At 63.3% G+C, this 24,219-nt stretch carries 14 protein-coding genes; 3 read left to right on the top strand and 11 right to left on the bottom strand.

Going from position 1 to position 24,219, the window contains the following annotated elements:
• Positions 1-29: 29 nt before the first annotated feature.
• The 4 genes from A7X97_RS13675 to A7X97_RS21725 all read right to left on the bottom strand — a co-directional run bounded on the left by A7X97_RS13675 (position 30) and on the right by A7X97_RS21725 (position 2,417).
• The gene (locus tag A7X97_RS13675; protein ID WP_111008062.1) at positions 30-422 is read right to left on the bottom strand and encodes a hypothetical protein; all 393 of its coding nucleotides are present in this window, start codon (positions 420-422) and stop codon (positions 30-32) included.
• Between the two features lie 143 nt (positions 423-565).
• Positions 566-820, bottom strand: a complete 255-nt coding sequence (locus tag A7X97_RS13670) for a hypothetical protein (protein ID WP_138952904.1) — start codon at positions 818-820, stop codon at positions 566-568.
• Between the two features lie 55 nt (positions 821-875).
• Positions 876-1,757 (bottom strand): DUF2628 domain-containing protein, encoded by an 882-nt coding sequence (locus A7X97_RS13665; protein ID WP_065196528.1) that lies wholly within the window; start codon positions 1,755-1,757, stop codon positions 876-878.
• Positions 1,758-1,937: 180 nt separating this feature from the next.
• On the bottom strand, positions 1,938-2,417 hold the full coding sequence (locus tag A7X97_RS21725; protein WP_146260248.1) for a hypothetical protein: 480 nt from the start codon (positions 2,415-2,417) through the stop codon (positions 1,938-1,940).
• Positions 2,418-2,446: 29 nt separating this feature from the next.
• Here A7X97_RS21725 and A7X97_RS13660 point away from each other — a divergent pair, with 29 nt between their 5' ends.
• Positions 2,447-2,638, top strand: a complete 192-nt coding sequence (locus A7X97_RS13660) for a hypothetical protein (RefSeq protein ID WP_088496390.1) — start codon at positions 2,447-2,449, stop codon at positions 2,636-2,638.
• An 18-nt stretch (positions 2,639-2,656) separates the two neighbouring features.
• On the opposite strand, the gene A7X97_RS13655 is transcribed toward A7X97_RS13660, so the two are convergent.
• The 7 genes from A7X97_RS13655 to A7X97_RS13635 form a co-directional block, all read right to left on the bottom strand.
• Complete coding sequence (locus A7X97_RS13655) at positions 2,657-3,001, bottom strand: DUF596 domain-containing protein (protein ID WP_065196596.1); 345 nt, start codon at positions 2,999-3,001, stop codon at positions 2,657-2,659.
• Between the two features lie 674 nt (positions 3,002-3,675).
• A complete protein-coding gene (gene cdiI / locus A7X97_RS21720; RefSeq protein WP_141239355.1) occupies positions 3,676-4,047 on the bottom strand; it encodes a ribonuclease toxin immunity protein CdiI in 372 nt (123 codons plus the stop codon).
• Between the two features lie 470 nt (positions 4,048-4,517).
• Positions 4,518-4,922 (bottom strand): hypothetical protein, encoded by a 405-nt coding sequence (locus A7X97_RS13650; RefSeq protein ID WP_088496389.1) that lies wholly within the window; start codon positions 4,920-4,922, stop codon positions 4,518-4,520.
• Positions 4,923-5,179: 257 nt separating this feature from the next.
• Positions 5,180-5,446 carry a hypothetical protein gene (locus A7X97_RS21715; RefSeq protein WP_143592500.1) on the bottom strand — a complete coding sequence of 89 codons (267 nt, stop codon included), beginning with the start codon at positions 5,444-5,446 and terminating at the stop codon, positions 5,180-5,182.
• A 177-nt stretch (positions 5,447-5,623) separates the two neighbouring features.
• Positions 5,624-6,142: a hypothetical protein gene (locus A7X97_RS13645; RefSeq protein ID WP_143592499.1), complete on the bottom strand. Its 519-nt coding sequence runs from the start codon at positions 6,140-6,142 to the stop codon at positions 5,624-5,626.
• Positions 6,142-18,846 (bottom strand): hemagglutinin repeat-containing protein, encoded by a 12,705-nt coding sequence (locus tag A7X97_RS13640; RefSeq protein WP_111008061.1) that lies wholly within the window; start codon positions 18,844-18,846, stop codon positions 6,142-6,144. Before A7X97_RS13640 ends, A7X97_RS13645 begins: the two co-directional genes overlap by 1 nt.
• Positions 18,847-18,867: 21 nt before the next feature.
• On the bottom strand, positions 18,868-20,556 hold the full coding sequence (locus A7X97_RS13635) for a ShlB/FhaC/HecB family hemolysin secretion/activation protein (RefSeq protein ID WP_409349628.1): 1,689 nt from the start codon (positions 20,554-20,556) through the stop codon (positions 18,868-18,870).
• A gap of 437 nt (positions 20,557-20,993) precedes the next feature.
• On the opposite strand from A7X97_RS13635, the gene A7X97_RS13630 reads away from it, so the two are divergent.
• Together A7X97_RS13630 and mutS are read left to right on the top strand one after the other, a co-directional pair.
• On the top strand, positions 20,994-21,386 hold the full coding sequence (locus A7X97_RS13630) for a barstar family protein (RefSeq protein ID WP_088496385.1): 393 nt from the start codon (positions 20,994-20,996) through the stop codon (positions 21,384-21,386).
• Positions 21,387-21,521: 135 nt separating this feature from the next.
• Positions 21,522-24,113, top strand: a complete 2,592-nt coding sequence (mutS, locus tag A7X97_RS13625; RefSeq protein WP_072166879.1) for a DNA mismatch repair protein MutS — start codon at positions 21,522-21,524, stop codon at positions 24,111-24,113.
• Positions 24,114-24,219 lie beyond the last annotated feature (106 nt).

Here is a 24,219-nt window from a genome sequence, read left to right as displayed (position 1 = left end):
GCCGGGGCCTGCCGCCCCGCTATCTGGCATTACAGGGCAACAGGCCCCGGGAAGACCAGAGCCTTCCCGAGACTTGCCGCATAGACGCTCTCGAACTGGAAGGAGAGCACAAACTGGAACTCGCACGTCGCGGCGTAACGCTTGATGAAGTGGCATATTTCCTCCCAGGCACGTTCAAACCCGCTCGCGCGGAAATGAAACGAGCCGAGCAGGCCCACCTGCCACGAGGCCTCAATCCCTTCCGCTACGACAGCTTCCGGCGGGTCGACGATGCCGAACCCGAAGCCAGTGTTGGATGCTGGAAGATATCCACGCAGACCGTCAGTACCGTCGGAGTACTCGGCCTGGATCGAATCCAGGGCGTGCAGCACGCCACCCAGATCGGCACCGGCTTCGACTTCCAGAAACAGCGAAATGCTCATTATCGAACCATCAATCTGAAGCCAACAGCTTCATGACTCGGCATGGCCACTTTCGTCTTCGGCTTCATTTCTGTCCTGAAGAATTCCTGATTCATACGGACTACCCCTGCCCACCTTACCCATGGGAGCTCGCAACAATCCGGCTACCGCTTCAGATCAGTGTAGGTAGCACTCATATCCTTTATGCCCTCCTCGCTGTTCCCCATGGACGCTCTCACCGCGTCCAACCAGTCCTCCCACGCACCTGGATCCGTGGGGCTTCGATCCTCCTTAAGACTCCAGCCAAGTGAACCCAGCAGCCCCCCGATCTCATCGCTGGGGCCGCGGGAATAGTCGATCTGGAGGAAGTAGAACATCGCCATGTAAGCTTCCTCGATCGTCAAGAGCTGTTCTTTCACCAATAATCTCCCTGCATGCACCATTTCCAGAGCGACTCTCGCCGGATGTCAGCGATCACAATCCAATGAGGGTATGCCGGTTGAAGAACCGCATCTTCCCCTCGATCGTGAAGTCCGTGCGCCTGATTTCACCCAGCATCATCTCGCGTTGGGCGTCGTTCAACGTGCACGGCTCCAGAACATTGGCCTCCAGCACTCGCCCCGGGGGCGCCAGTCGCAGCTCGACAATGCAGGCATTGCCCTCGATGGGGACACCTGCTGGCCACGCCGTCATTGTGATCGCACGCATTTGCTCCTGGTACGCCACCCGCTCTGCTTCCTCCATCTGCGGGTCCGGCAGATACGGCGGGTTCGCCGCCACGTGCACAGCAGACTGCGTGGGCGTTGGCTCTGATATCGAACCAACGATCAGTTTGATCAGGGTGTTCTGTGAGGCCGTTACCGCCAAGGCGATCACCAGAGCGGTGTAGCTGACACCACCAGCCTTCTGCAGCTCAAGGTGCCGCCGATGTGCCCCGCGATGCTCGGCATCAACCTTGCGGACAATCCTTCGGCAATGCGACAGGTACAGCGGATTCGCCAGAATTCCTGCAAGTACGCGAAACACCAGGAAAGAGAGCAAGGACAACCATGGCAGCCCCAGCAGCACGAAGGTGGTCATCAGCAACGGCGAAAGGATGAACCAGATCGCGCCCCACGCATGCATGCGCCGGAAGAAGAACCAGAGTGACGAGAACAGGAATGCCGGCCAGTTCCATCGCCTTGGCGCCCTGCCGCTTGCTTCGTACAGCCTCCAGTGACGGAGATAGGCGCGGAACCTGTCACCTACCACGATCGCCAGTGCTTCCTTCTCGCTCAACCCATCTGAGGTTGCATCTGTGCTCTGCACCGCTTCACCGACGGCGCTGCCGAAGGTGGGTTCAATCCTTACTTTCATTATCCTCTATCCAAACTCGCCACGAAACTAAACCTTGCTCCAGGCAGGCTCCTCTGTCACCTCAACATGAGGCCTACTGCGGCCGGCAAGAATCTCGACTTCGAATTCACAACCGAATTCAAGATCCTCTTGCATCGCCCGCCCCACCCCATTCAATCGCTATTGCCATCAGAGAAGCCGCTACCCAAACCCCTGCGACCTAACCTTTCCAACCGACTCCATCCACTCAACCCAGACAGAGGAATCATTCAGGCAACTGGAATCATTTAAAGGCGACGTGAGACGCCCAATAACTTCGAACAGTGGAAGACCCTCACCGGATCGATCAAAAATCGCCTCGAGGAATACCAGCATTACTGAGAACGAATTCAGCAACGTCAAACACCCACCCGATGAACTCATTTGTGCGACACAGAATTCAGCATTAAGTGCGCCCCCAGCGGTGTTGACCTCTGCAAACGCGTCGCGCCAGTCATCCCACACTACCGGATCGTTGGGCAGGTCATCTGCCCACAAAAAAGAGCGCGCCGAAGATAATAGATCAACAAGAGCGTCCTGATTACTACCCCTATCCAAATAATTTTGCAGGAAAACGCACATCAACACATATGCAGCCTGAACAGAAATTTCTTTGAAATCTCCCATATCACCAACACTCATCCCGCCCCCTCTCTTCTGAACCGGCTCACATGCGCACTGCAAACACCATTGGCAATCAGCTGGCTGGTGGCCGTCACCGTACCTGCGGCAGCCGCCGTCGCCTGCCTGTCCATCAGCAAAGTACTTCCATCAGCAATGCCTTCACCGCGCGCTGCGCTGGTATCGATGTTGACGCCCAGCTCAGCCGCCAACATCTGTTTGCCATCGATGGTGAGGTGTGATCGATTTGGACTGGAATGCTACGTCCAATGCTCACGGCCATCTGCGCCAATCCAAACCAAGCCCGCCGGAGCATCGATCAAGAACCAAAGGCCGAATCCATCAATATCATCTTCGCCAGGACTCTCAAGCCATGCCTTTGAGATGAACAACAATTGTTCCCGCCAGTCACCCTCCAAGGTCCTCCCGTCCGATGCGAGTTTTACTTTCCGCTCTCTCAGCAAACGCCCCATCAACTCGAAGAACGCGCCCCTCCTTCCAGAAATCCCAACATCCCCCATCTCCATCGTCATGTGCTGCCAGACGGCACCAAGAGACAACCCAAACGAAGAATTCATCACTGCAGAATAGACTTCATCCCTCATTCTAGCCTCACCCCTACTTGCCCCCATTACCTATCGACTTGTCCCGCACATCAGTCGCCCAACTCGCACCAGATTGCGCTCGCCTGATCCCCTGCGTGGAAGTTGTTCTCAAACAAGTTCCTGGCAATCCTCACATTCAACACGGTCCCCGCCAGATCCTGCCCGACAACCCACCCGCCAGCGCTCCCACCGCTTTAGAGAGCGCCAGAACCGCCTCCGTTTGAATCATCGAACAGTCCAAGCTCTCCGGGCCACGAACCCATACTTGTACGAAACAGCCGCATTCACAAACGCCTGACACGCAGGGCTCGCCGAGTTCGCTGTACAAACCGAGAGCAGCTCACAGTCCATTCGCTCCGACAGTTGCTTGGCAACGTCACGCACCATCTTTTGGCATGACGTGTCGCTGCCATACTCGTCGAGTTGCTGCTTCATTACTCGAGCTTGATCCTCAGCAAGGAAGTTATTCTCAACCGAGTTCTTGGCAATCCCCGCATTCAACGCGATCCCGGCCAAATCCTACCCTAAAGCACCCAATAAGTTTCTGGCGATGGCACAGGCACAGCGAGCTCGCCAGTAATGCGTAAGCAGACGGCTCATCAGCGATGGCAACAGCGCCAGCCACAGCGCCCGCATCAACGATGCTGCAATCATCAGCAGGGCCGCAGTCTGGATTAGCCATTTCCCAGCTCATTCCGGCACAGCATTGAGCGAACGTACTCAGCCGATCCCGGAGTTCTTTCTATATACTTGAGACATGCCATACCCAGGTATCGACTAAACTCTTCATCACTAACAATCACAACGTCCGGGTCATACTTGAGCCCATATGAAAATTCCACCCCAGAAAAGTGATCATCCACGTCGAAGCTACTATTATCTGGGAATCTACAGTCAACATCATCGGTGCCAAAACCCCAGCCCCTTGATAAACACTCGAGCATCTGAATAAACACTCCCGAAGAATAAATCCAATCAAAGTAAGCAAAAACCACCCAATCAGAATCCCTCTTATCCATCCAAGATCCAAACAACTGATCACTCATACCAACCTCACTTAGGGTGGAAATTTTTAACTACACCGGCATCATCGATGTACACAACGAAAGAGACGCCTCCCGCATTGGACTCATATATCCTCTTCCCCGCAGCAACAGCGTCCTTGTAACCCTTCACAGCAGCTTCCTGGCCGAGCACCAAAACCTTCCTATCTGACATTATAGGATGCGATCATCGGTCGCCGTGGCACCACGCAACGCGGTATCGCCCCCGGCCTTCATCGAGATGTTATTGCGCGCCCCGCATCTTCTGCGGGCGATCATTGGGATTTCGAGCCGCGTCGACGTTGATGATCGGATCGATCAACCGGGACTTCGCCCCCCACCCGTAGAACCGATCCCACTCAGCTTCACGTAGTACCCAACCCTTGTGAATCACCCTTGCCGCAATCGCCAGTGGTTGAAATCCCCTAAGAGATCAAGCCTAAGCCCTCACGGAGCGGCGATTCCCTTCCAGATCAGACAATGGAACTCCCCAAAGGGCCGCGCGCATCATCAGTGAAAAATCTAGTGTCCAGATCCTGCGCCGGCTCCATCCCTCCAAACACAGTGCGCGCTTCACTTAGCAACTTCAATTGCTGGAAATGCCTATGGAGTATGGGCATGGCCACGGCAACATCCGACCAATCCATCTCGAATGAGAAATCTATAATTACCGTTCTGTCGAATCTAAAGACGCGAATCAGCAACGTAGGAATATGAACGGCGAATTCCAGCCTAAAACCATTGATCTCCTGGATCATGCAAGAACTGCACGGGAAGTCATCGACATTTCCCGCAAGCCAGTCGCCAACCGCTATCGGCTCGCCATCCAGCTCGGTCCGCGAGACGGACTCAGCCGTGCGACCGATCGATTCCAGCACCTAGGACTCGTTGACCCACGGGACGACCTCCATGGCAATCTCAAACGAGTCACTCATCAATAAACCCTCTCCGATTCCGTCAGCGACCGACTGGGTTAAGACCCTCGTCCATGTTTCGGATTCATTTTTCTTCGATCCGCCCCCCCCAGCAGCACTTAGATCTACGGACTGAAATAGCTACCATCTTCCAGCTTCCAGACAAAACCGCCAGGAACCCAGCCATATCCAGGCTTGGCAACCCAGAACATGTCCGGATCTCAGTCCAACTCAGGCGGCCAAGCCGCCATGAAACGCTCAGTCTGCTCATTAACGGTACCGCCCCAAAAACCATTCACATCTTCGAGCCTAGCCCTCCCTTCACTTAAAACAGCACCCGACCCCCATCGGAAGAACTGCCTCCTCTCTTCAAGCGAAAGACCGGGAAGATAGTCAAAACAATTCCACCAGATCACATCAACATCAAGAAGCCCCACACTACCAATAAATCCCCTTACATCAAGACCATCCAACCAATCATTAATCACTTTAACTTAATCTACACTTTCTCAGTCTAACGCTCATTTGGTGAAATTGTATCCACGGTCCACTTCGCGCCAGTGACATTACTCAAGCTAGAACGATTTATTAAGCCCATACTCACACCATCCTTTCTAATGAGATTACTGCAGATACACTCAAAGATGACAGGAATCGCATGCAATCTACAGCCAAGAAATCCCGAAAGACTCAAGCTCCTTCAATGTAATGAATCGAAGCCTTTCACCTCTCAAAGCCGAACCATTCAAGAATTCGCCATAGCCGCATACATCACACTGAAATGCGGGCGTAAAACTGATCAACCCCATATATGCCCGCATATACGCCTCCCCGCAGCGGGAACACACCCTGTCAATCTCGACGGCGACCAACTCCTCCATCAGATCTCTGACAAACTGCGCGACACCGTCATCACTTGCGTTTCTCAACTGGGTCGCACGCGAATGCACGCGCCCAACATCCGCTTCCCCGATCTCCGCGAATGGATATTCATCCAATCGACCATCCATATTCACAATCAAGTCAAAGCCATAGCTTAGGAATGGTTCTCTGCGAACCTCGCCCTCGCATTCCATAACCCATTGGATCAGTGCCTCAACAACACCCCTCGCACCCGAATTATTATTTACGCTCGAAAGACCTGAAATCAGTCTATTCCTCAAAATTCCCGACAAGCGAGCCATTACTCTCCACCCTTTATTGGAAACGTTGTAATCAAGTTTCCCGCCTTATCTGTAAACACTTTGATGACGGAGGTTGGCTGCCCCCCATCCTTCAGTGAAGATATCCCAATCGGCCTTCCAACATCAACAATACGAACGTATTGTCCTCCAGGAATTTCATAGACAGGAGAGCGAACAACAACCGCGCTTTGTAGAACCACCTTGAGCTCATCCGGATTAATACTGAAGATGGATCTATTTCCAGTTGGTGACTTTCCAAAGTGCCCATCTAGAACATGCTGAAAGCCCGCAGAAACCGGAGCCCCTGAGTCGCGCAAAGGCGTTGTTCGTGTCCGTCCGTTGGCCAGATTGACTCGCGAAAGCACTACACCACGCTGAACTGGATTTCCTGGAGCACTGAGACCCCCACCGTCATTGGTTACCTGTAACTTTGGCGGATTGGAATTTTCCGGACGAGAGAAGCCCTTCTCGTACCCAGCCGGCACGGAATTCGTTGTCGACGCCTCATCAGTTGGTCTGAGCGCTCGTGGCCGCGTTACACCAAGACCGCCCGTCTGAGGCAAAAGCCCAGTCCTGTTCACAAATCTCACTGCTCCGATGTTGGCCAAGGCCCCCATCGTCAACGTCAGCGCTCGTCGATTCTCTTCGCTCGCGCCACCCAACGTTGCGGCAATGAACGCGGCACTGGCGATAGCACTTGAAGCTTGAGCGTCATGTACAGCGAAGAAGTTCCTAAGCTGCATTGCTGAGGGAAGCAAGTCTTCGGAACGAGTTATTTCAAGCCCAGACTGCTTCAACGCAGCATCGTACAGGCGCTCGTTTGTCCCTTTGCCACGATAGATTAAATCTTCAAACCACGAATAGTTTGCATCCTTGTATGCCTTCTGGTCAGCCCCCAAACCGACATAGGGTCGCCCATAGGACTGCGACGGGTTGATTCCCTGCAATTCGCCAGGATTCAGAGAACCACTGTTGGCGAGGAACTGCTTCTGTAGCTCCGGAAGGTCTAGCGGACCGTTTTGCAGTTCGTAACGATTGATATAAGTCGCGAGATCTGCGGCTTGAACCTCAGTCAGGGTCTCTCCTGCCAACGCCTTCCGGAGCAACCCCGCACTCATCTGGTCCGCAGCATCAAGCAGAACCAGTTCCAAGGATTCCTGTTTATCCAGCCCCCCCTGCCGCTTGGCCTTCTCGCGGAGATGCACCATCCGAGCATGATCGTCATTGCCAAGGAAATTGTTCTCAACCGAATTCTTGGCAATCCCCGCATCCAACGCAATCCCAGCCAGATCCTGCCCTGACAACCCACTCGCCAGTGCTCCCACCGCCTGCGACAACGCCAGCACCATCTCCTTCTGCTCCGGGCTCAGCCTGGAAGGATCTCCCCCGGTCAACGTATTAGTCAGCACCTTCGCGGCCAACTCGCCGCCAGCCGCAGAGACCGCTCCGGTTCCCGCATTGCCACCATTGGCTTCCGCCAGCAGTGCACCCAATACCGCGTGCGACAGCAATTGCAGAGTCGCATTGGGATCGCTGCCGTGGTTCGAGTCAAGCTTGCTGCCGATGAAGTAAGCGGCATAGGGCGCCAGCGCATTGGACGCGACCTGACCGGCGCCCTGGCCGGCTACGCCCCCTACCACAGCCGTCGTCACTGCGCTCAGGGCACGGCTGTACTCACCGCCATCACCCCACTTCTTCGCATCGTTATAAGCTTGGCTGTTTGCGGTCAGCACCTTATCGCGTTGCGCTGCGCTAAGCGCGTTGAACGCCTTTTTATCATCGGTTGACAGGCCATCGTAGTACGCCTGGGTTGCCTTCTTGCTCTGATAGGCTTGAACGTCCCATGCAATCTGCTGGCTGGCGGCCATCACCGTCCCCGCCGCAGCCGCCATCGCCTGCTGGTCTGCCAGCAGCTTGCTCGCATCCGGCAATGCATCCAGCGCACGATGCGCTCCACTGGCGTCGGTGTTGATGCCCAGCTCAGCCGCGGACGTCTGCTTGCCACCGATGGTGATGTTGCCCTCGGTCAAGGTGGCAAGGGTGGAGCTGCTGTCGCTGCCCTTCTCCATCATCGGCAGGCCCGGACCACCTCGGGGTGCGGCCGTTCCCGGCTTGGGCGCCCAGCCATCCATCTTCCCGCCCGCACCACCACTGATGCTGCCGGAGCTGGCCGTGTAGTCCATGTGGTTCTGCAGGTCAGTGAACGTCAGCGAGCCCGCAGTCAGTTCACTGTTGCCCGCATGGGTGCTGGCAATCGCACCGCCCACCAGATTCACGTGGCCGGCATCGACGTGGTAGCCGCCGTTGCCGGCAAACAGGCCGCTCTGCTGGCCGACACCCTGATAGCTGCCGCTGGCCTTGCCTGCGCTCGCATACCCGTCGGCATTCCACGCGGTACCGAACGACACCTGCACGCGGCCACCCACCTGGCTGTTCCTGGACATGCTCTCGGCAATGTCCTGCAACGACTCGATCGTCAGCGTGCCGCCGGTCTTGACGTCGATGCGATCAGCGGTCGCCGTGGCGCCACGCAGCGTGGTATCGCCCTCGGCCTTCATCGAAATGTTCTTGCCGGTCAGCGTGGTGTTCTGCCAGGTGCTGCTCTCGGCATTGGCCTTGCTGCTGCCAACACTGGCTTCGGCGTACACGTACACGCCGGTCTGCGCCCCTACCGAGACGCCCACGCCGACTTCGGCGCCGGCATTGCTGCTCTTGCTGCGGTCGGCCACATGCGCCTTGCCTGCTTCCAGCAGGATGTCGCCGGCCGAATCCAGGCTGAGGGCGTTGTCTGCACTCAGATTGCCCTGCATCACGTGGATGTCGCCCTGGGTGCTGGTGAGGTTGACGTTGCCGCCGCCCTGGATGGTGGAGCCACGCGACACCCTGCTGCTGCCATCGGCACTGCTGTTGGCGGTCTTGAAACCGATGCCTGCTTCAGCACGGAACAGTTCGCCACTGCCGCCACGGCCGGACAGTGCCGAGATCGCACTGGCTGCCTGGTACGCGTTGGCGCCCGCTGCCATGCCCTGCATCTTCTGCAGGCGATCATCGGACTGACGGGCCGCGTCCACGTTGTTGATCAGGTCGATCAACGGCGACTTCACCCGCGCGAACACGCCGATCTTCAGGTCCTTGTCGCTCTGCGAGTAGTGACCACTTTCGTCCGCGGTCAGCAACTCGATCTCGGCGGCGGTGATGTTCACGTCCTTGGCGGCCACCACGTTGCTGGCCGTCTGCGTGTACTTGCCCCCGGCGGTCAGGCTCACGCTGCCGCCCAGGCTGCCGATGCTGCTGGCCACCTGTGACACCTGCGCGCTGTCGTCCTGGTGCTGCTCGCGGTGCCAGCCGGAGAACTTCTCGGTATCCGATATCTGTACCGTGCCGATCGCCTTGCTGTCGGACGTATTGGCGTTGCTGACCGTATCCTGCCCGCTGCGCACCAGCAGATCACCGGCGGCACGGATGCTGACGTCCTTCTCGGCCGCGATGTTGGCTGCGGTCAGGCGGATGCTGCCTTCGGTGGTGGCCATGCGCACGCCGCCGCCGACCGACAACTGCGTGCCGGTGATGGTGTCACTGCTGCCGCTGCCCTGGCTCTGCGAGTTGTTGGTACCGAACGGCAGGCCGCTGGTGTTGTTGGCAAAGCCCCAGCCCTTGCCGCGGCTGCTGCTGTCGCTGCGCTCGGTGTTGTGGGCCACGTCGAACACGATGTCCTGGGTGGCCAGCAGCACAGCGTTGCCCTCGGCCGACATCTGTGTGCCCTGGCTGAGGATCGAGCCGCCGTTGGCAATCAACGTGAGATCGCCGCCTGCAGCCAACTGGCTGACGCGGGCATCACTGGTCGAATGGCTCTGTTCGCTGTTGGTGCGCTGGCTGCCGGCAGTCACCACGGTCGACGTGGTGGCCGCGCGCAGGCCGGAGGCGGCGCCTTCGGCGGTGCGGGTGATCCGCCCCATCGCCGAGCCACTATCGGCCATACCGTCGGTGGTCGAATCGCGGGCGCTGCGGTAGGCCTTGGTCGGGTCGTAGGTCACGCCCACCGAGAAGCCGCTGGACTTGCTGGCCTGACTGGATTGGCTGTCCGTGGTGTCCTGTCGCGCCAGCAGCGCAATGTCCTTGCCCACCAATGTCAGGTTCTCGCCTGCGGCGACGTCCGAGGCTTCGATCGTCAGCGTGTTGCCAGCATTGATCAGCACATTGCCGTCGCGCGAGGCGATCGCCGATCCCACCTGGGTGGTGGACTGCTCGGCGCGGGTGCTGCTGTTCTTCGCGCTGCTGTAGCCGACCGATGCCACGCCGTTGCCGAAGCCTCCGGTAACGCCGGATTTCTTTTTGCTCTCGCTGGACTCACTGCTGTGATGATCTTCGGCAGCAGTGATCAGCACATTGTTACCGGCCCCCAGAATCACGTTGCCGGTGGCATCGACCACCGCACCTACCGCAGTCAGATCGCGGCCAGCCGTGATGTTGATGCGCTCGCCCTGGATCGCCGTGCCGATGGCATAGCTGTCGCTGGCGTCGACGCTGCGCGTGGTGGTGGTACTAGACAGCGCCTTCTTTTTCTTGTCGTAGCTGTCCAGACTGTAGTCGTGCATCTCGTTGGCTGAGAGCAGGTTGACGTCGCGGCCCGCGGCCACGCTTACCGCGCCGTCATTGCTGTCGACCAACGCGGCTGTCAGGTTCACGTCCCGGCCTGCGCTCAGCAGCAGATTGTCCCCGGTCTGCAACGTGCTACCGCGCACCGTCTCATCACGCTGGCTGACCTGCAGCGAGCTGCGCTTGCCCGCGTTCGCAAAATCCCGGCTCTCGCTGTCCACCAGCGCCTGGCTGTTGATGTCCCCACCGGCCTGCAATGCCAGACCGCCCGCCGCCTTGATCTGCGCGGCGGCCAGGTTGATGTCCTTGCCGGCCGCCAGCACCACATCGCCAGCGCCCTGCACCGATGTGGCAGCGTGCGTCGTCCTGCTGCTGCGCTGATGGTTGCGTTCATCGAAGGTGGCGTCGCGGCGTTCCTCCAGCGCAATCGCGCCAACATCCAGAGTGCCGCCTGCGGCCAGCTGGGTCAGGCCGTCGGCGCCGGCGTTGCGGATCTGTGCGGCCTGCAGGCTGATGTCACCACCGGCCACCACCGACAGCATGCCGTCGCCACTGGGATCGGTTACATACAGACCGGCGACCCGATCGATGCGGTTGGTCTCGTACTGGTAGGTGCCACCGCCCTGCTGTGTCTCCACCGTGGAGGCCACCGTGACATTGCCCGCAGCCTTGACCGACAGCGCATCGGTGGCCGTCACGGCGGCACCCACAACACGGATGTCCTTGTCCGACGACAGCCCGACGTACTGGCCGGAAATGCTGCCGCCCAGATGCTCGATGTTGCCGGCATCGATGGTCACCAGCTTGCGCCCGGCGATGTTGCCGGTGTTGACCAGGTCATTGCCCAGTTTGATATCGACATTGGCGCCGGCCAGCAGTGCACCGTTGCCGTCCAGGTCGCCCGGGCGCAGGCGCAGGTAGACCTGCGGCACCAGCGCGGTGGTGGTGCTGCCATCGGCCAGGGTGACGGTCTGCTCGACCAGCCAGACAATGTCACTGGTCAGCTGTGCCATCTGCGCTTCGGTCAGCGCCACGCCGGGGCGAAGGCCCCATTCGCTGGCGACCGTGGCACCGGCCTCCAGCAGCGCGCGGTACTGCGCCTCGTCACTGGCGTAGCCGTCGAGGAAGCGGCGACCGGTCAGCTGGCCGATCTGCTCGCGCACCAGCTTCTGCTCGTAGTACCCATCACCCAGCCGCTTCTGCACGGTATCGGGCGAGTAGCCCATCTGGCCCAGCAGATGGTCCGAACTCAGCCAGGTCTTGTGGTCGGTGAAGCGCGGATCGGTCTCGACCAGATAGTGGCCGCCGTTGGGATTGACGTTGAACAGGCTGGCGCTCGGCGCGCGCGTGTCCGGTGCACCCATCGCGATGCGATCCGGTGATCCTCCACTGGCTGCGACCACGCGCGGCCCGGACGTACCGGTGTTGCCGCTCACGCCGCCGACGCTGCTCCCTTGCTGGGTACTGGCACCATCGGCCGCCTGTGCCAGCGCGCGTTCGGCACCGGTGCCGGCGGACTGGCCCGGCCCCTGCGCACCGCCATGGCCCGGCCCATCCGGCAGCGCCGTGGGCCCCTGCACGTTGAGGTTGGCCATGGCCGAACCGTTCTGCACGTTCGGTGCGTTCCGTCCCTGGTTGAGGTTGCTCAGGTCACCGACGTCGATGCTCAACGAGCCGCCGCTGACAATGCGGCCGCCAATCTTACCGGTCACCTCGGAAATGGCCGGAGCACTCCAGGTCATCACATCCCCGCCGAAGGTGTGGCTGACGTTGGAGAACTGGTGCGTGCGATACAGCGTGGCCGCCAGGTTCTCCACCTTTGCCGCGCCGGTCAGGCCGATGATGTCCAGATCGCCGCCGGCGGCAATGCTGCCGTAGTGGTTGCGCAGATCATCGCTGCGGATGCGCATCGCACCGCCTGACCGGATGACCGCATCGGCACCGACGCTCGGCTGCAACACATCTTCGGTCACGGTGCGCGTGGCCAGGCGATACTGCTCGTTGGCACTGGTGGAGTTGCCGCCCGCAAACTGTGGGCTGGTCAGAATGCGGTCGGGATCGTAGTCCTTGTAGGTCCACAACTGCACGCAGTTGGTCGTACAGGTGCCATACGCTGACGAGTAGGTGAGTTTGTCATCGACGTAGCGGAATGCCGGCGAATCGGGATGCAGGGTGGCCAGCTCGGCAAACGGATCGTCGGCACCAGCGGCAACCTGGTCCGGATTGACCTGGTTGTCCTGGCGGCCGACGTAGTACATCACCACCGTGCCGTCCTGCACGTTCAGCCGCGCACGCTCACCCAGCGCGGCATACAGCCCACCGCGCCCGAAGAAGTAGGCACTGGTCTGCGCGGTCAGTCGTACCACCGCACGGTGCACGGTGAAGCCATCCGGCGTGATATGCGGCGTGTCTTCCAGGATATCGGTCGGATTGAGGTAGTACACCTCGTGCGCCGAATAGTGACTGGTGCTGCGAATGTCCTCGGTGCCATTCTTGCCGTTGCGCCACCAGGCGGGTCGATCCATGCGCACCGGAGCGTTCACGGTGGTGGTCTGTGTGATGACCACGTTCTCGCGGATGTTGTTGACCACCTGCGCATCGATGGACAGGTTGCCGGTGACATCGATGACCGAGCTGATGTTGTCGATCCGCCCGGCAATGCCGCTGGCGATGCGATCGGCACTCAGCGTGCCGCCGATGGCAGCATCACCGCCGCTGTAGATCAGGCCCTTGCCGGTGTTCTGCAGCTCGCGCACGCCCAGGTCCAGGCGCTCGCGTGCAGCCACGGTGCCGACGCGGGTGGCACCACCGGCCTCTTCGGCGCGATTCTTCAGCACGCCGGTGGAGATCGCCACGCGATCACCATAGATGCGCCCGGTGCCAAGATTGTCGATTTCGCCGGCCTCCAGGTGGGTCAGCGCGCCATCGATCAGGCCCCGGTTGGTCAGCTGGCCACGGGCATTGAGGTGGGTCGTGCCCTGGCTGGAGATCTCACCCGAGGCCGCATTGGTGATGTTCTGGGCGTTGAGGTCGAGGTTGCCACCGCGCACCACACCCTGGTTGTCGAGGTCGCCGGACAGGTTCAGCGACAGCGTGCCGTTGGCGATCCATTCGCCACGTTGGCGCATGCCCTGCTGCAGGGTGAGGCCGAGGTCACGCTGCGCATGCACCTGGCCGTCTTCGCTGAGCGCACGTGCGACCAGGGTCTGGCTGCCATCGGCGCGCAGCAGGCCGCCGCTGTTGGCGACGTTGTCCGCCTGGCTGTCCAGGTTGCCGCCGGTGCTGATCACGCCGCCGGTGTTCTGCAGCTGGCCGTTGATCTGCAGCCGCGCACCGCCATCAGTGACGACCTGGCCCTGGCTGTTGTCCAGCCACTGTGCACCGAACTGCAGCTGGCCCGCCTGCAGGCCACGCGTGCCGTCGCCGCCACGGGTGTTGCGGTTGTCCACGCTGGCGGCCGTGAGGGTCAGCAGCTGGCCGGCCGCGATCGCGCCGTCGGCGTTGTCCAGGTGCCCGTCCAGGGTCAGGTCGAGGTTGCGCCCGGCCTGCACGCGACCACTGGCATTGGCCAGGCTCGCCGCCTGCAGCGACAGTTTCGCGGCGCTGGCAAGTGTTCCACCGGAACTGTTGTCGACGCGGGCCAGCAGCAAGCGCGCATCGCCTTGTGCATTGACTGCGCCGCCACGGTTGTCCAGCGCGCCACCATCCAGCTGCAGCTTCCCGGCCGCCAGCAATCCACCGCTGCCGGCCGTGAAACGGTTGTCGATGTCCTGCCCGGCCGTGTTGATGGCCAGGTCGGCCGCCGACTGCACGCGACCGCCCTGGTTGTCCATCGCGCCACTGCGAACGCTCAGCGCGCCCTTCTGCGTGCCCAGCGTGCCGGCGCGGTTGTCCAACCGCTGGCCGCGGGTATCGATGTCCAGCTGGCCGCCCAGCAGCGTGCCGCGCTGGTTGAGCAGGCCGTTGCCCTGCAACTGCAGCCGTTCGCCGGCCTGCATCGCGCCGTCGCTGTTGTCTACGCCTGCCGCCGTGGTCGCGCTCAGGTCCTTGCCAGCGACCAGGGTGCCGTGGCGGTTGTCGAGACTGTCGGCGCCCAGGGTCATCGTGCCGGTACTGGACAGCAGCCCCTGCTCGCCATTGTCGAGGCGACCGTCAACGCCCAGCACCAGCGCGCTGCCGCCCGCATGCACGGTGCCGCCCTGGTTGCCGAGGCTGGCCGCGGTGACCGTGCCGGCACCGCCGAGCAGGATGCGGCCCTTCTGGTTGTCCAGCGCCTGGCCGATCGCCAGCGTGGAGTGGCCCGCGCCTGCACCCTGCAGCGTGCCCTGTGCATTGATCAGCTGCTGCGCGGTGACAGCCAGCGCGCCATTGCTGGCCAGCGATCCACCGCGATTGTCCAGCACACCCTGTACGCGCAGGCGCAGCGCGTCTTCACCGGTTGCGGTGAGCGTGCCACCGGCGGTGGTCAGGGTATCGGCGGTGATGTCGACGCGGCGCGCCGAGGTGGTTGCCGCGGTCAGATCGAGGTTGGCGCCGTCCAGCGCGAAGCTGCCATTGCTGAGCACGCTGCCGCCGTTGCCCAGCAGGGTCTTCGCCGAGACCTGCAGCTGGCCGCTCCCCGCGTGCTGGATCCTGCCTGCACGGTTGTCCAGCACCTGTGCCAGCAGGGCCAGGTCGCCATTGCTGGCCAGCGTGCCACCGGCATTGCCCAGCGTCGTGGCCTTGATGCGACTGGCGCCTTCGCCGCTGGCGATGATGCGGCCACCGGCGTTGTCGAGCGTGGTGGCCTCAAGGTCGAGGCGATCGGCGCCCAGTGTCGCGTCACGATGATCCACGTCGCCAGCACGCAGGGTCAGCGTGGCCGAGGAGACCAGCGTGCCCTTGCTGCCGTCCAGGCGGCCGGTGGTGATGTCCAGGCCCTGGTTGCCGGCCTGGCGGATGCTGCCGCCACTGTTGTCCAGCCGTGCGGAAGTGACCGTCAGGCGATTGGCATTGCTGGCGATCGTGCCTTCGTGGTTGTCCAGCGCAGCGACGATCTGCAGCGTGCTGTCAGCCGTTCCGGCACCGCTGAGCGTGCCCTTGCGGTTGATCAGTTCACCGGCCTGAACATCCAGCGCGCCGTTGCCGGCGATCGTGCCGCCGCTGTTGTCCAATGCCTGCGCCACACGCACTAGCAGCGCCTCGCTGCCAGTCGCACTGAGGCTGCCGCCGGCATTGTCCAGGCGCTGCGCATCGATGGCGGTGCGCTCGGCCTGGGTAACGCTGCCGGCGCCGAGCACAAGCTCGCCCCCTTCCAGCGTCAGCGACGACTGGCTGAGGATCCGGCCCGCCGCGCCCTGCAGGCTGTCGGCCCGGATCTGCAAGGTGCCTCTGCCCGCGTGTTCGATCGCGCCGCCGCGGTTGTCCAGGCGCGCTGCCTGCAGCTGCACATCACCGGTACCGGCCAATCGGCCACCGTTGCTGTTGTCCAGCAGCTCGCGGACCTGCACCTGCAATGCAGCGCTGCCTGCGGCCAGTACCTTGCCACCCTGGTTGACCAGGCTGTCGGCCTGAAGCTGCACCTGGCCATTGCCGGATATCGCGCCGCCGCTGTTATCCAGCGTGCCGCGCACCGTCAGCGCCACACCCTGCGTGCCGGCCGACTGCAGCGTGCCCTTCTGGTTGTCGATGCGACCGGCGTCGATGCGCAGGCCTCCGTTGCCGACGATCTGGCCGCCCTGATTGTCGAACGCATGGCGCACGTCCAGCGCCAGCGCCGAGACACCCTGCGAGACGATCTGGCCCTGGCGGTTGCGCAGTGCCCCGGCGTGGATCTGCACGCTCTGCGCCGATGTCGTACCACCACTCACGTCCAACTCCCCGCCGGACAGCACCAGCGCGCCGTTGCTGAGCAGGCGCCCTTCGCTGCCACGCAACGTATCGGCCTGCACGCTCAGGGTGCCGGTGCCAGCCTGCTGAACCAGGCCGTTGCTGTTGTCCAGCGTGGTCGCGACCAGTGCCAGATCGCCGTTGCCGGCCAACGTGCCGCGGGCACTGTTGTCCAGCGTCGTGGCCTTCACCGAACTGGCCCCGCTACCCAGCGACAGCAGGCTGCCGCCCCGGTTGTCCAGCGTCGCGGCCAGGATCTCGAACCCGGCCGCACTGAGCGAACCGTTGCGCAGATCGGCGTTGCCGGCCGACCATTGCAGGCGGCCCAGGGTACTCAGTCGCCCACCGCTGCCGGCCCAGTCGCCCGTACCCAACGCGAGACCATCGCCACCGGCATGTTCGATACGGCCACCGGCATTGCCGACCTGGCCTGCGCGCAAGGCCAGCTGCGTGGCATTGGTGGCCAGCAGACCACCGTCGTTGTTGAACAGGCCCTGCACCGTCCACGACGATGCCGCTTTGCCGGCGTGGCGCAGTTCACCACCGCGGTTGTCGAGCGACTGCGCATCCAGCCACAGGTCGCCGGCCACGCTCAGCGCACCCTTCTGGTTCGACAACAGGCCCACCTGCAACGCGGCATCGCCATGCACCTGCAGCATGCCGCCGTCATTGCGCAGCTCACCCCCGGCCTGCAGCGCGCTCACTCCCAGGCGACCGCCGCTGTTGTCGAGACCGTTGCGTGCGACCAGTGACACCGTGCCGCCGTTGCTGATGCTGCCGCCGTCGTTGTCCAGCGTACCGGCGATGGCGATCAGGCCCTCGGCCAGGGGCAGCTCCGGCGACGTCGGCGTACCCGCCGAGCCGCCATTGCCGCCTCCGGTTCCCGGCGTTCCCGGCGTGCCGGTTCCCGGTGTTCCACCGCCATTGCCGGGCGACGTGCCGCTGCCAGCGCTGCTCCCGTTACCACCTGACGCTACGGCATCCAGTGCACCCAACAGGCCATTGCTACGGTTGCTGGCTGCGTCGGCCTTGAGCGCCAGCGCTTGCGCGCCGGTCTGTTCAATGGCGCCGCCATGGTTGCGCAACCCGTGCGCCTCCACCTGCAGGCGCTGTGCATTGAGCGTGCCGCCGCTGTTGTCCAGCGTGCCACCGGCGGTGATCGCAACTTCGCGCTTGGCCGCGATGGTGCCGCCATTGGCAAGATCGCCACTGGCCTGCACGCGCATGTTCTGCCGCGACTGCAGGGCGCCGGTGTTTTCCAGCCGGCCATCCACCGTCACCACCAGCTCGCCGGCCTGTGCGCCAATGCTGCCGGCATTGCGCACGCCCACGCCGTGCTCGTTGCCGACCAGCCAGATCTTGTTGGCGAACATGCCGCCCAGCGCGCCAACGTCCAGCGCGAAGGCCGGTGCCTCGCCGCTGGCCGCGGTCGCGCTGGCCTGGCTGTGGTCGGCACTGACTACGTTGTTGCCCAGCGTCGCCTGCAGCTGGTTGGCCCAGATGCCGGCGTTGACCTGCAACGAACGGGTGATCAGGTCGGTGTAATCGGCACGGCTGGTGTCCAGGCCATCGCCATCGATCTGGATCGCGCCACCGGTGACCCGATAGCCCTCAAGTGCGCCTGCACCCGTGAACATCGGCGTGCCGGTGGTCAGGGTCACCCGGCTGGCATTGAGGAAACCGCCGCCATTGACCTGGATCCCGGCCGGGTTGGCAATGATCACTTCGGCGCGCTGCCCGGCCACTTCCACATAGCCGTTGAGCCGGCTGGCCGGACCATTCACTTCATTGAGGATGACCCGTGCACTGCCGGTGGCGAGCCACGGGTTGCCCTGCACCCAGCCGCCCAGCTGCGTCTGCACCTGGCCGCGGGCGTTGTTGAGGATGACGCCATCGCGGCCCACGTCGAACTGCGAATAGCGGTTGCGCGACACACCCGCCGCCGACGGCGTGGTGATGTTCACCATCGGCACGCCATTGGGTGCGGTCACCATCGTCGGCCGTTCACGGCCCGGCGCATTCGGATCGGAAATGATGCGCGCATCGGACTGCGCCAGCGCAGGCGTTCCCAGGCTGACCCAGCCCAGTGAGCACATCAGTGCGAAACCCAGCGGCGACAGCGCGACGCTCTGCCGGCCCGGCACATGGCCGACCAGGCCACCGCCGCCCTTCACCAGCTCCGAAGCCACCTGCCAGACGCGCAGCGCGCGGTTGAAAACCAGACGATAGATAGTGTTCATGTCACGTGTCCTTGTGGCGGATCAGTAGCGCCAGGCCAGGCTGAAGCCGAATGTGGTGTAGTCGGCGGGGAAATGGGCGGGTTTGTGCAGCGCCGAACCCACGAAGCCATCCCAGGAAAGCTGCTGCCAGCCGCCGCGCAGGCCCAGTGCCATGCCGGCCAGGTCATGGCCGGACTGCCACTGCGCGGATGGGCCGCCAATGCGGCCGTAGTCGGCAGCCACGTAGAACTCCTGGCCGCCCCCGATACCGAGCGAAAGATCGTTGCGCAGCGACCAGCCACGCTCGCCACTGAGCGAACTTTCACCGTCGAAACCGCGCACGGTATAGCGGCCACCGATGGCGAAGCGATCCTGTGGCGAGAGCGGTGTGCGGTTCCACTGCGCCCGCCATGCGGCGGTGTAGCGCAGGCGCTGCCTGCCCAGCTGGAACGGCACGCTGAACTGCGCGTCGGCGGTGATCAGCTTCATCCGCGAGGTGCCTTCCAGCGGCAACGTCGGGTCCCACAACTGCGCCATCTCTTCCGGCGAACGCAGTGCGTGGAAGGCGCCCGTGCCACGCCGGTAGGCCACGCTGGCATCGAGCGTGGCAGTGCCGATGAACTGCTTGTGGGTCAGGCCCAGTTCCCAGCCAGCGGTGCGGCGGCGCTGCACTTCGATCTCGGTATCGTCGATGTAGTTCTTCGACTCGCGCTGCCAGCCGCGTGCGTAGGCACTGAACTTGACCTTGGCATTGCGCAGCAGCAGCCGGTCCACCCGCGCTTCGGCGTTGCGGCTGCGGCCGCTGTACTCATAGCGTTCAAAGGCGCCGACCACGTTCTGGCTGTAGTCGTAGGCGCTGGCAGTAGCACCGAACAGCCAGTAGCCGTAGGGCACGTCGTAGTGCGCGGTCCAGCTGTCGGTGTCCTTGCCGCGGCCGTTGAACACGCCACGGCCCGCACTGACGTAGAACAGCTCGTTCAGGCCCAGCGGATTGTCCAGCGACAGCGTCGCGTTGGCCTGCAGCTTGCCGGTGCCGCGGCTGCCGGCATCGTCCAGGGTGACGCTGGCGCGCACCGGCGAGCGCTGCGTCCAGTCGATCTGCAGGTCGCTCTGGCCCGGCGCCGCGCCCTCGCCGTCGGCCGGCGCGATCTTGATGTCGGCGCTGACGGTGGGCACGCGCTGCAGGTTCTCCAAGCCCTGCTCGATGTCACGCAGGTTGAGCAGGCCGCCGCTGCGGATCGGCAGTGCATTGGCGAGGGCCGGATGCCGTCCCTGCGGATCGGAGAACACGGCCTCGCGGAACCGGCCCGGCACCACCGACAACGCCAGCGTGCCCTGGTTGAGGTCCTGCGGTGCCGACAGCACGCGCGTGGTGACATAGCCACGGGCGATGATCGCGTTCTGCACACGCTTCATCACCACGTTGATGCCTTCGGTTCCCAGGCAACGGCCAGTGGCCGGATCGTCCGTCGGGTCGGCCGCCGCCAGTGCCCAGCCGAAGCGCTGGCTGTCTTCGCCTTCCAGCACGATGCGATCGATGCGTACGCACGGGTTCTCCCGCGCCGGCAGGCGGTCGCCCTCCTTCTGCGCGTCCCGCTCCAGGCGGACGTCGGGGCGTTGTTCCTGCTGCTCGCGCAGCACGCGTTCGCGCTCCTGCTGCCGCAGCAGTTCCTGCGCGGCGGGATCACCGGCCTGCTGGGCGGTCGCCGGCCATGCGGCAACGGCGAGCATCAATGACCAACCACGATGGAGCCTCGGCCCCGGGTGCTTCTTCCCTGTTTCCACGCTACGTTCCATTCGAAATCGTCCTGCCAGCGCCCGCGGTGCCAGCCGCGGTGCTGCAGGAACGTGAACCGAGGCTGCGCCACCATGGACAGCCACGGCATCGCGCGACAGGCGCAATGCCGGAGTACAGATCGGCCGGCGCGGGAGTTTCTGAAGGATGAATTTCCGGAGGGCGCGCGTCAGCCCGGTGCAAAGGCTCGCGGCAAAGCGCTGGCAGGTTGCGGAACGAGCGTTCGCCTCGTGCCTGCAAAGCGGCGCATGCTGCTGCACGACAGCCGTGCAGCGAAGTGCAGCCGCGAAGTATGCGGTGCACGGCCCACGCCCGCAAAGCGATTCCGTTCAGCCGCACACGCCCTGCGCGCGGGTCACGCTACAGTCGGCGCATGACCATCGTCCTACAGATTGAAGGCGCCGCCATCGATGACATCGCCAGCCTGTACGCGGAGATCAACCGCGTGTTCATGGCTGGCGAGGCGTGGCAGCTCGGGCCGAGCCTGGATGCGCTGGACGACCTGCTGCATGGCAGTTATGGCGCGTTGGCCGGCCAGGCGCAGGCCACGCTGATCTGGCGCGATATCGCCCACAGCCGCACGGCCCTGGGCATGGAGACCACCCGCCAATGGCTGCAGGCAAAGCTGGACACACCGGGCAGTTTCAATACGCAGGCCATTGCCCTCCAGCTGCAGGACATGCAACGGGGCGAAGGCCCGACCTACTTCGAGATCGTCATGCAGATCATCGACGGCCACCAGCAGATCACGTTGGTCCCGGCCTGACCCCCCTTTCCGTGCCGTACCGGCCTGCCACCGGTGGCGGCAGCCCTGCGCCCCAGCAGTTACCATGGACGGACCTGTACGCGCTCCGCTGCCGCTGCCCTCCGGCGCGGCCGGATGCCCTGATCCACGAGTCCCATGTCCAAAGACAAGTCCGCCGAACATACCCCGCTGATGAAGCAGTTCTTCGCAGCCAAGTCCGAGTACCCGGACCTGCTGCTGTTCTTCCGCATGGGCGACTTCTACGAGCTGTTCTACGACGATGCGCGCAAGGCCGCGCGCCTGCTCGACATCACCCTGACCCAGCGTGGCAGCTCCGGCGGCGCACCGATTCCGATGGCCGGCGTGCCGGTGCATGCCTACGAGGGCTACCTGGCAAGGCTGGTGGCGCTGGGCGAGTCAGTGGCGATCTGCGAGCAGATCGGTGACCCGGCGCTGGCCAAGGGCCTGGTCGAACGCAAGGTGGTGCGCATCGTCACCCCCGGAACCGTCACCGACGAAGCGCTGCTGGACGAGCGCCGTGACACCCTGCTGATGGCGCTGTCGCGCACGAAGCAGGGCTACGGCCTGGCCTGGGCCGACCTGGCCGGTGGCCGCTTCCTGGTCAACGAAGTGGAAACCGACGACGCCCTGGAAGCCGAACTGGCCCGACTGGAGCCGGCCGAGCTGCTGGTGCCCGACGAAGAAAACTGGCCGGAATTCCTGCGCCAGCGCACCGGCGTGCGCCGTCGCGCCCCCTGGTTGTTCGACGCCGACAGCGGCCGCCGCCAGCTGCTGAACTTCTTCAAGCTGCATGACCTGAGCGGCTTCGGCATCGATGACAAGCCGCGCGCGACCGCTGCCGCAGGTGCCCTGCTCGGCTATGTCGAGGAGACCCAGAAGCAGCGCCTGCCGCACCTGACCTCGATCGCGATGGAAACCGCTGGCGAGGCGATCGCGATGAACGCCGCCACCCGTCGCCACCTGGAACTGGACACGCGCGTCGACGGCGATACCCGTAATACCCTGCTGGGCGTGCTCGACAGCACGGTGACGCCGATGGGCGGCCGCCTGCTGCGGCGCTGGCTGCACCGCCCACTGCGCCTGCGCGAGGTCCTGGTACAGCGTCACCATGCGGTGGAAACCCTGATCGACCGCGGCAGCGACGCCGATATCCGCGAACAGTTCCGCCGCCTGGGCGACCTGGAACGCATCCTCACCCGCGTCGCGCTGCGCTCGGCGCGCCCGCGCGATTTCTCCACCCTGCGCGATGGCCTGGGCTTGCTGCCCGCCGTGCGCGAGGTGCTGGCGCCGCTGGATTCGCCGCGCCTGCAGGCCCTGCACGCCGCGCTGGGCGAGCATGACGCGTGCGCGCAGCTGCTGGCCAGCGCCATTGCCGAAATGCCGCCACTGAAGCTGAGCGACGGCGGCGTGCTGGCCGACGGCTTCGATGAAGAGCTGGACGAGCTGCGCCGCCTGTCCACCCATGCTGACCAGTTCCTGGTCGATCTGGAACAGCGCGAACGCGAAAGCAGCGGCATTCCCACCCTGAAGGTGGGCTACAACCGCGTGCATGGCTACTACATCGAGATCAGCAAGGGCCAGTCCGACCGTGCGCCGGTGCACTACACCCGCCGCCAGACGCTGACCAATGCCGAGCGCTACATCACCGAAGAACTGAAGGCGTTCGAAGACAAGGTGCTGTCCGCGCGCGACCGTTCGCTGTCGCGCGAGAAGTACCTGTACGAGCAGCTGCTGGACACCCTCGGCGAACAGCTGGAACCGTTGAAGCAGTGCGCCGCTGCGCTGAGCGAACTGGACGTGCTGGCCGCCTTCGCCGAGCGCGCGCAGGCACTGGACTGGTCACGCCCGGAACTGGAAACGGCACCGTGCCTGAAGATCGAACGTGGCCGCCACCCGGTGGTCGAAGCGGTGCGTGAGCAGCCGTTCGAACCGAACGACCTGGACCTGCACCCCGATCGTCGCATGCTGGTCATCACCGGCCCGAACATGGGCGGTAAATCGACCTACATGCGGCAGAACGCGCTGATCGTGCTGCTGGCCCATATCGGCAGTTTCGTGCCGGCCAGCCGCGCTGTGATCGGCCCGATCGACCGCATCCTCACCCGCATCGGCGCCGGCGACGACCTGGCGCGCGGGCAATCCACCTTCATGGTCGAGATGGCCGAGACCAGCTACATCCTGCATCACGCCACCGCCCATTCGCTGGTGCTGATGGATGAGATCGGCCGCGGCACCTCCACCTACGACGGCCTGGCGCTGGCCGACGCGGTCGCACGTCACCTGGCCTACCAGAACCGCTGCTATACGCTGTTCGCGACCCACTACTTCGAGCTGACCGCGCTGGCCGACGAACAACACGAGGGCGGCCGCAGCGGCATTGCCAACGTGCACCTGGATGCAGTCGAGCACGGTGAAGCGCTGGTGTTCATGCACGCGGTGAAGGATGGCCCGGCCAACCGCAGCTTCGGCCTGCAGGTGGCCGCACTGGCCGGCCTGCCGCGGGCTACTGTGGCGCAGGCGCGTCGCCGCCTGGCCGAGCTGGAACAGCGCGGCGGTGAAAGCCACGCGGCCGAACTGGCACCGCAGGCACTGGATGCACCGCAGCAGTTCGGCCTGTTCAGCGCGCCGTCCAGCAAGGCGCAGGAAGCGCTGGCGGCGATCGACCCGGACGAGTTGACGCCGAAGCAGGCGCTTGAGGCGCTGTACCGGTTGAAGACGCTGCTGTAACCGCGCCCGCTGGCAGGCCTGGGCCGAGCGCGGGCAGGGCTCTACAACTCACGCCCTGCCTGTAGAGCCGAGCCCATGCTCGGCTCCACAACGACCCCGTCGCGCT

Origin of the sequence: Stenotrophomonas sepilia (assembly GCF_003244875.1) — a bacterium.
Taxonomy (GTDB): domain Bacteria; phylum Pseudomonadota; class Gammaproteobacteria; order Xanthomonadales; family Xanthomonadaceae; genus Stenotrophomonas; species Stenotrophomonas sepilia.
Note: the sequence above shows the minus strand (reverse complement) of the source record. Positions and strands in the feature narration are given on the sequence as shown.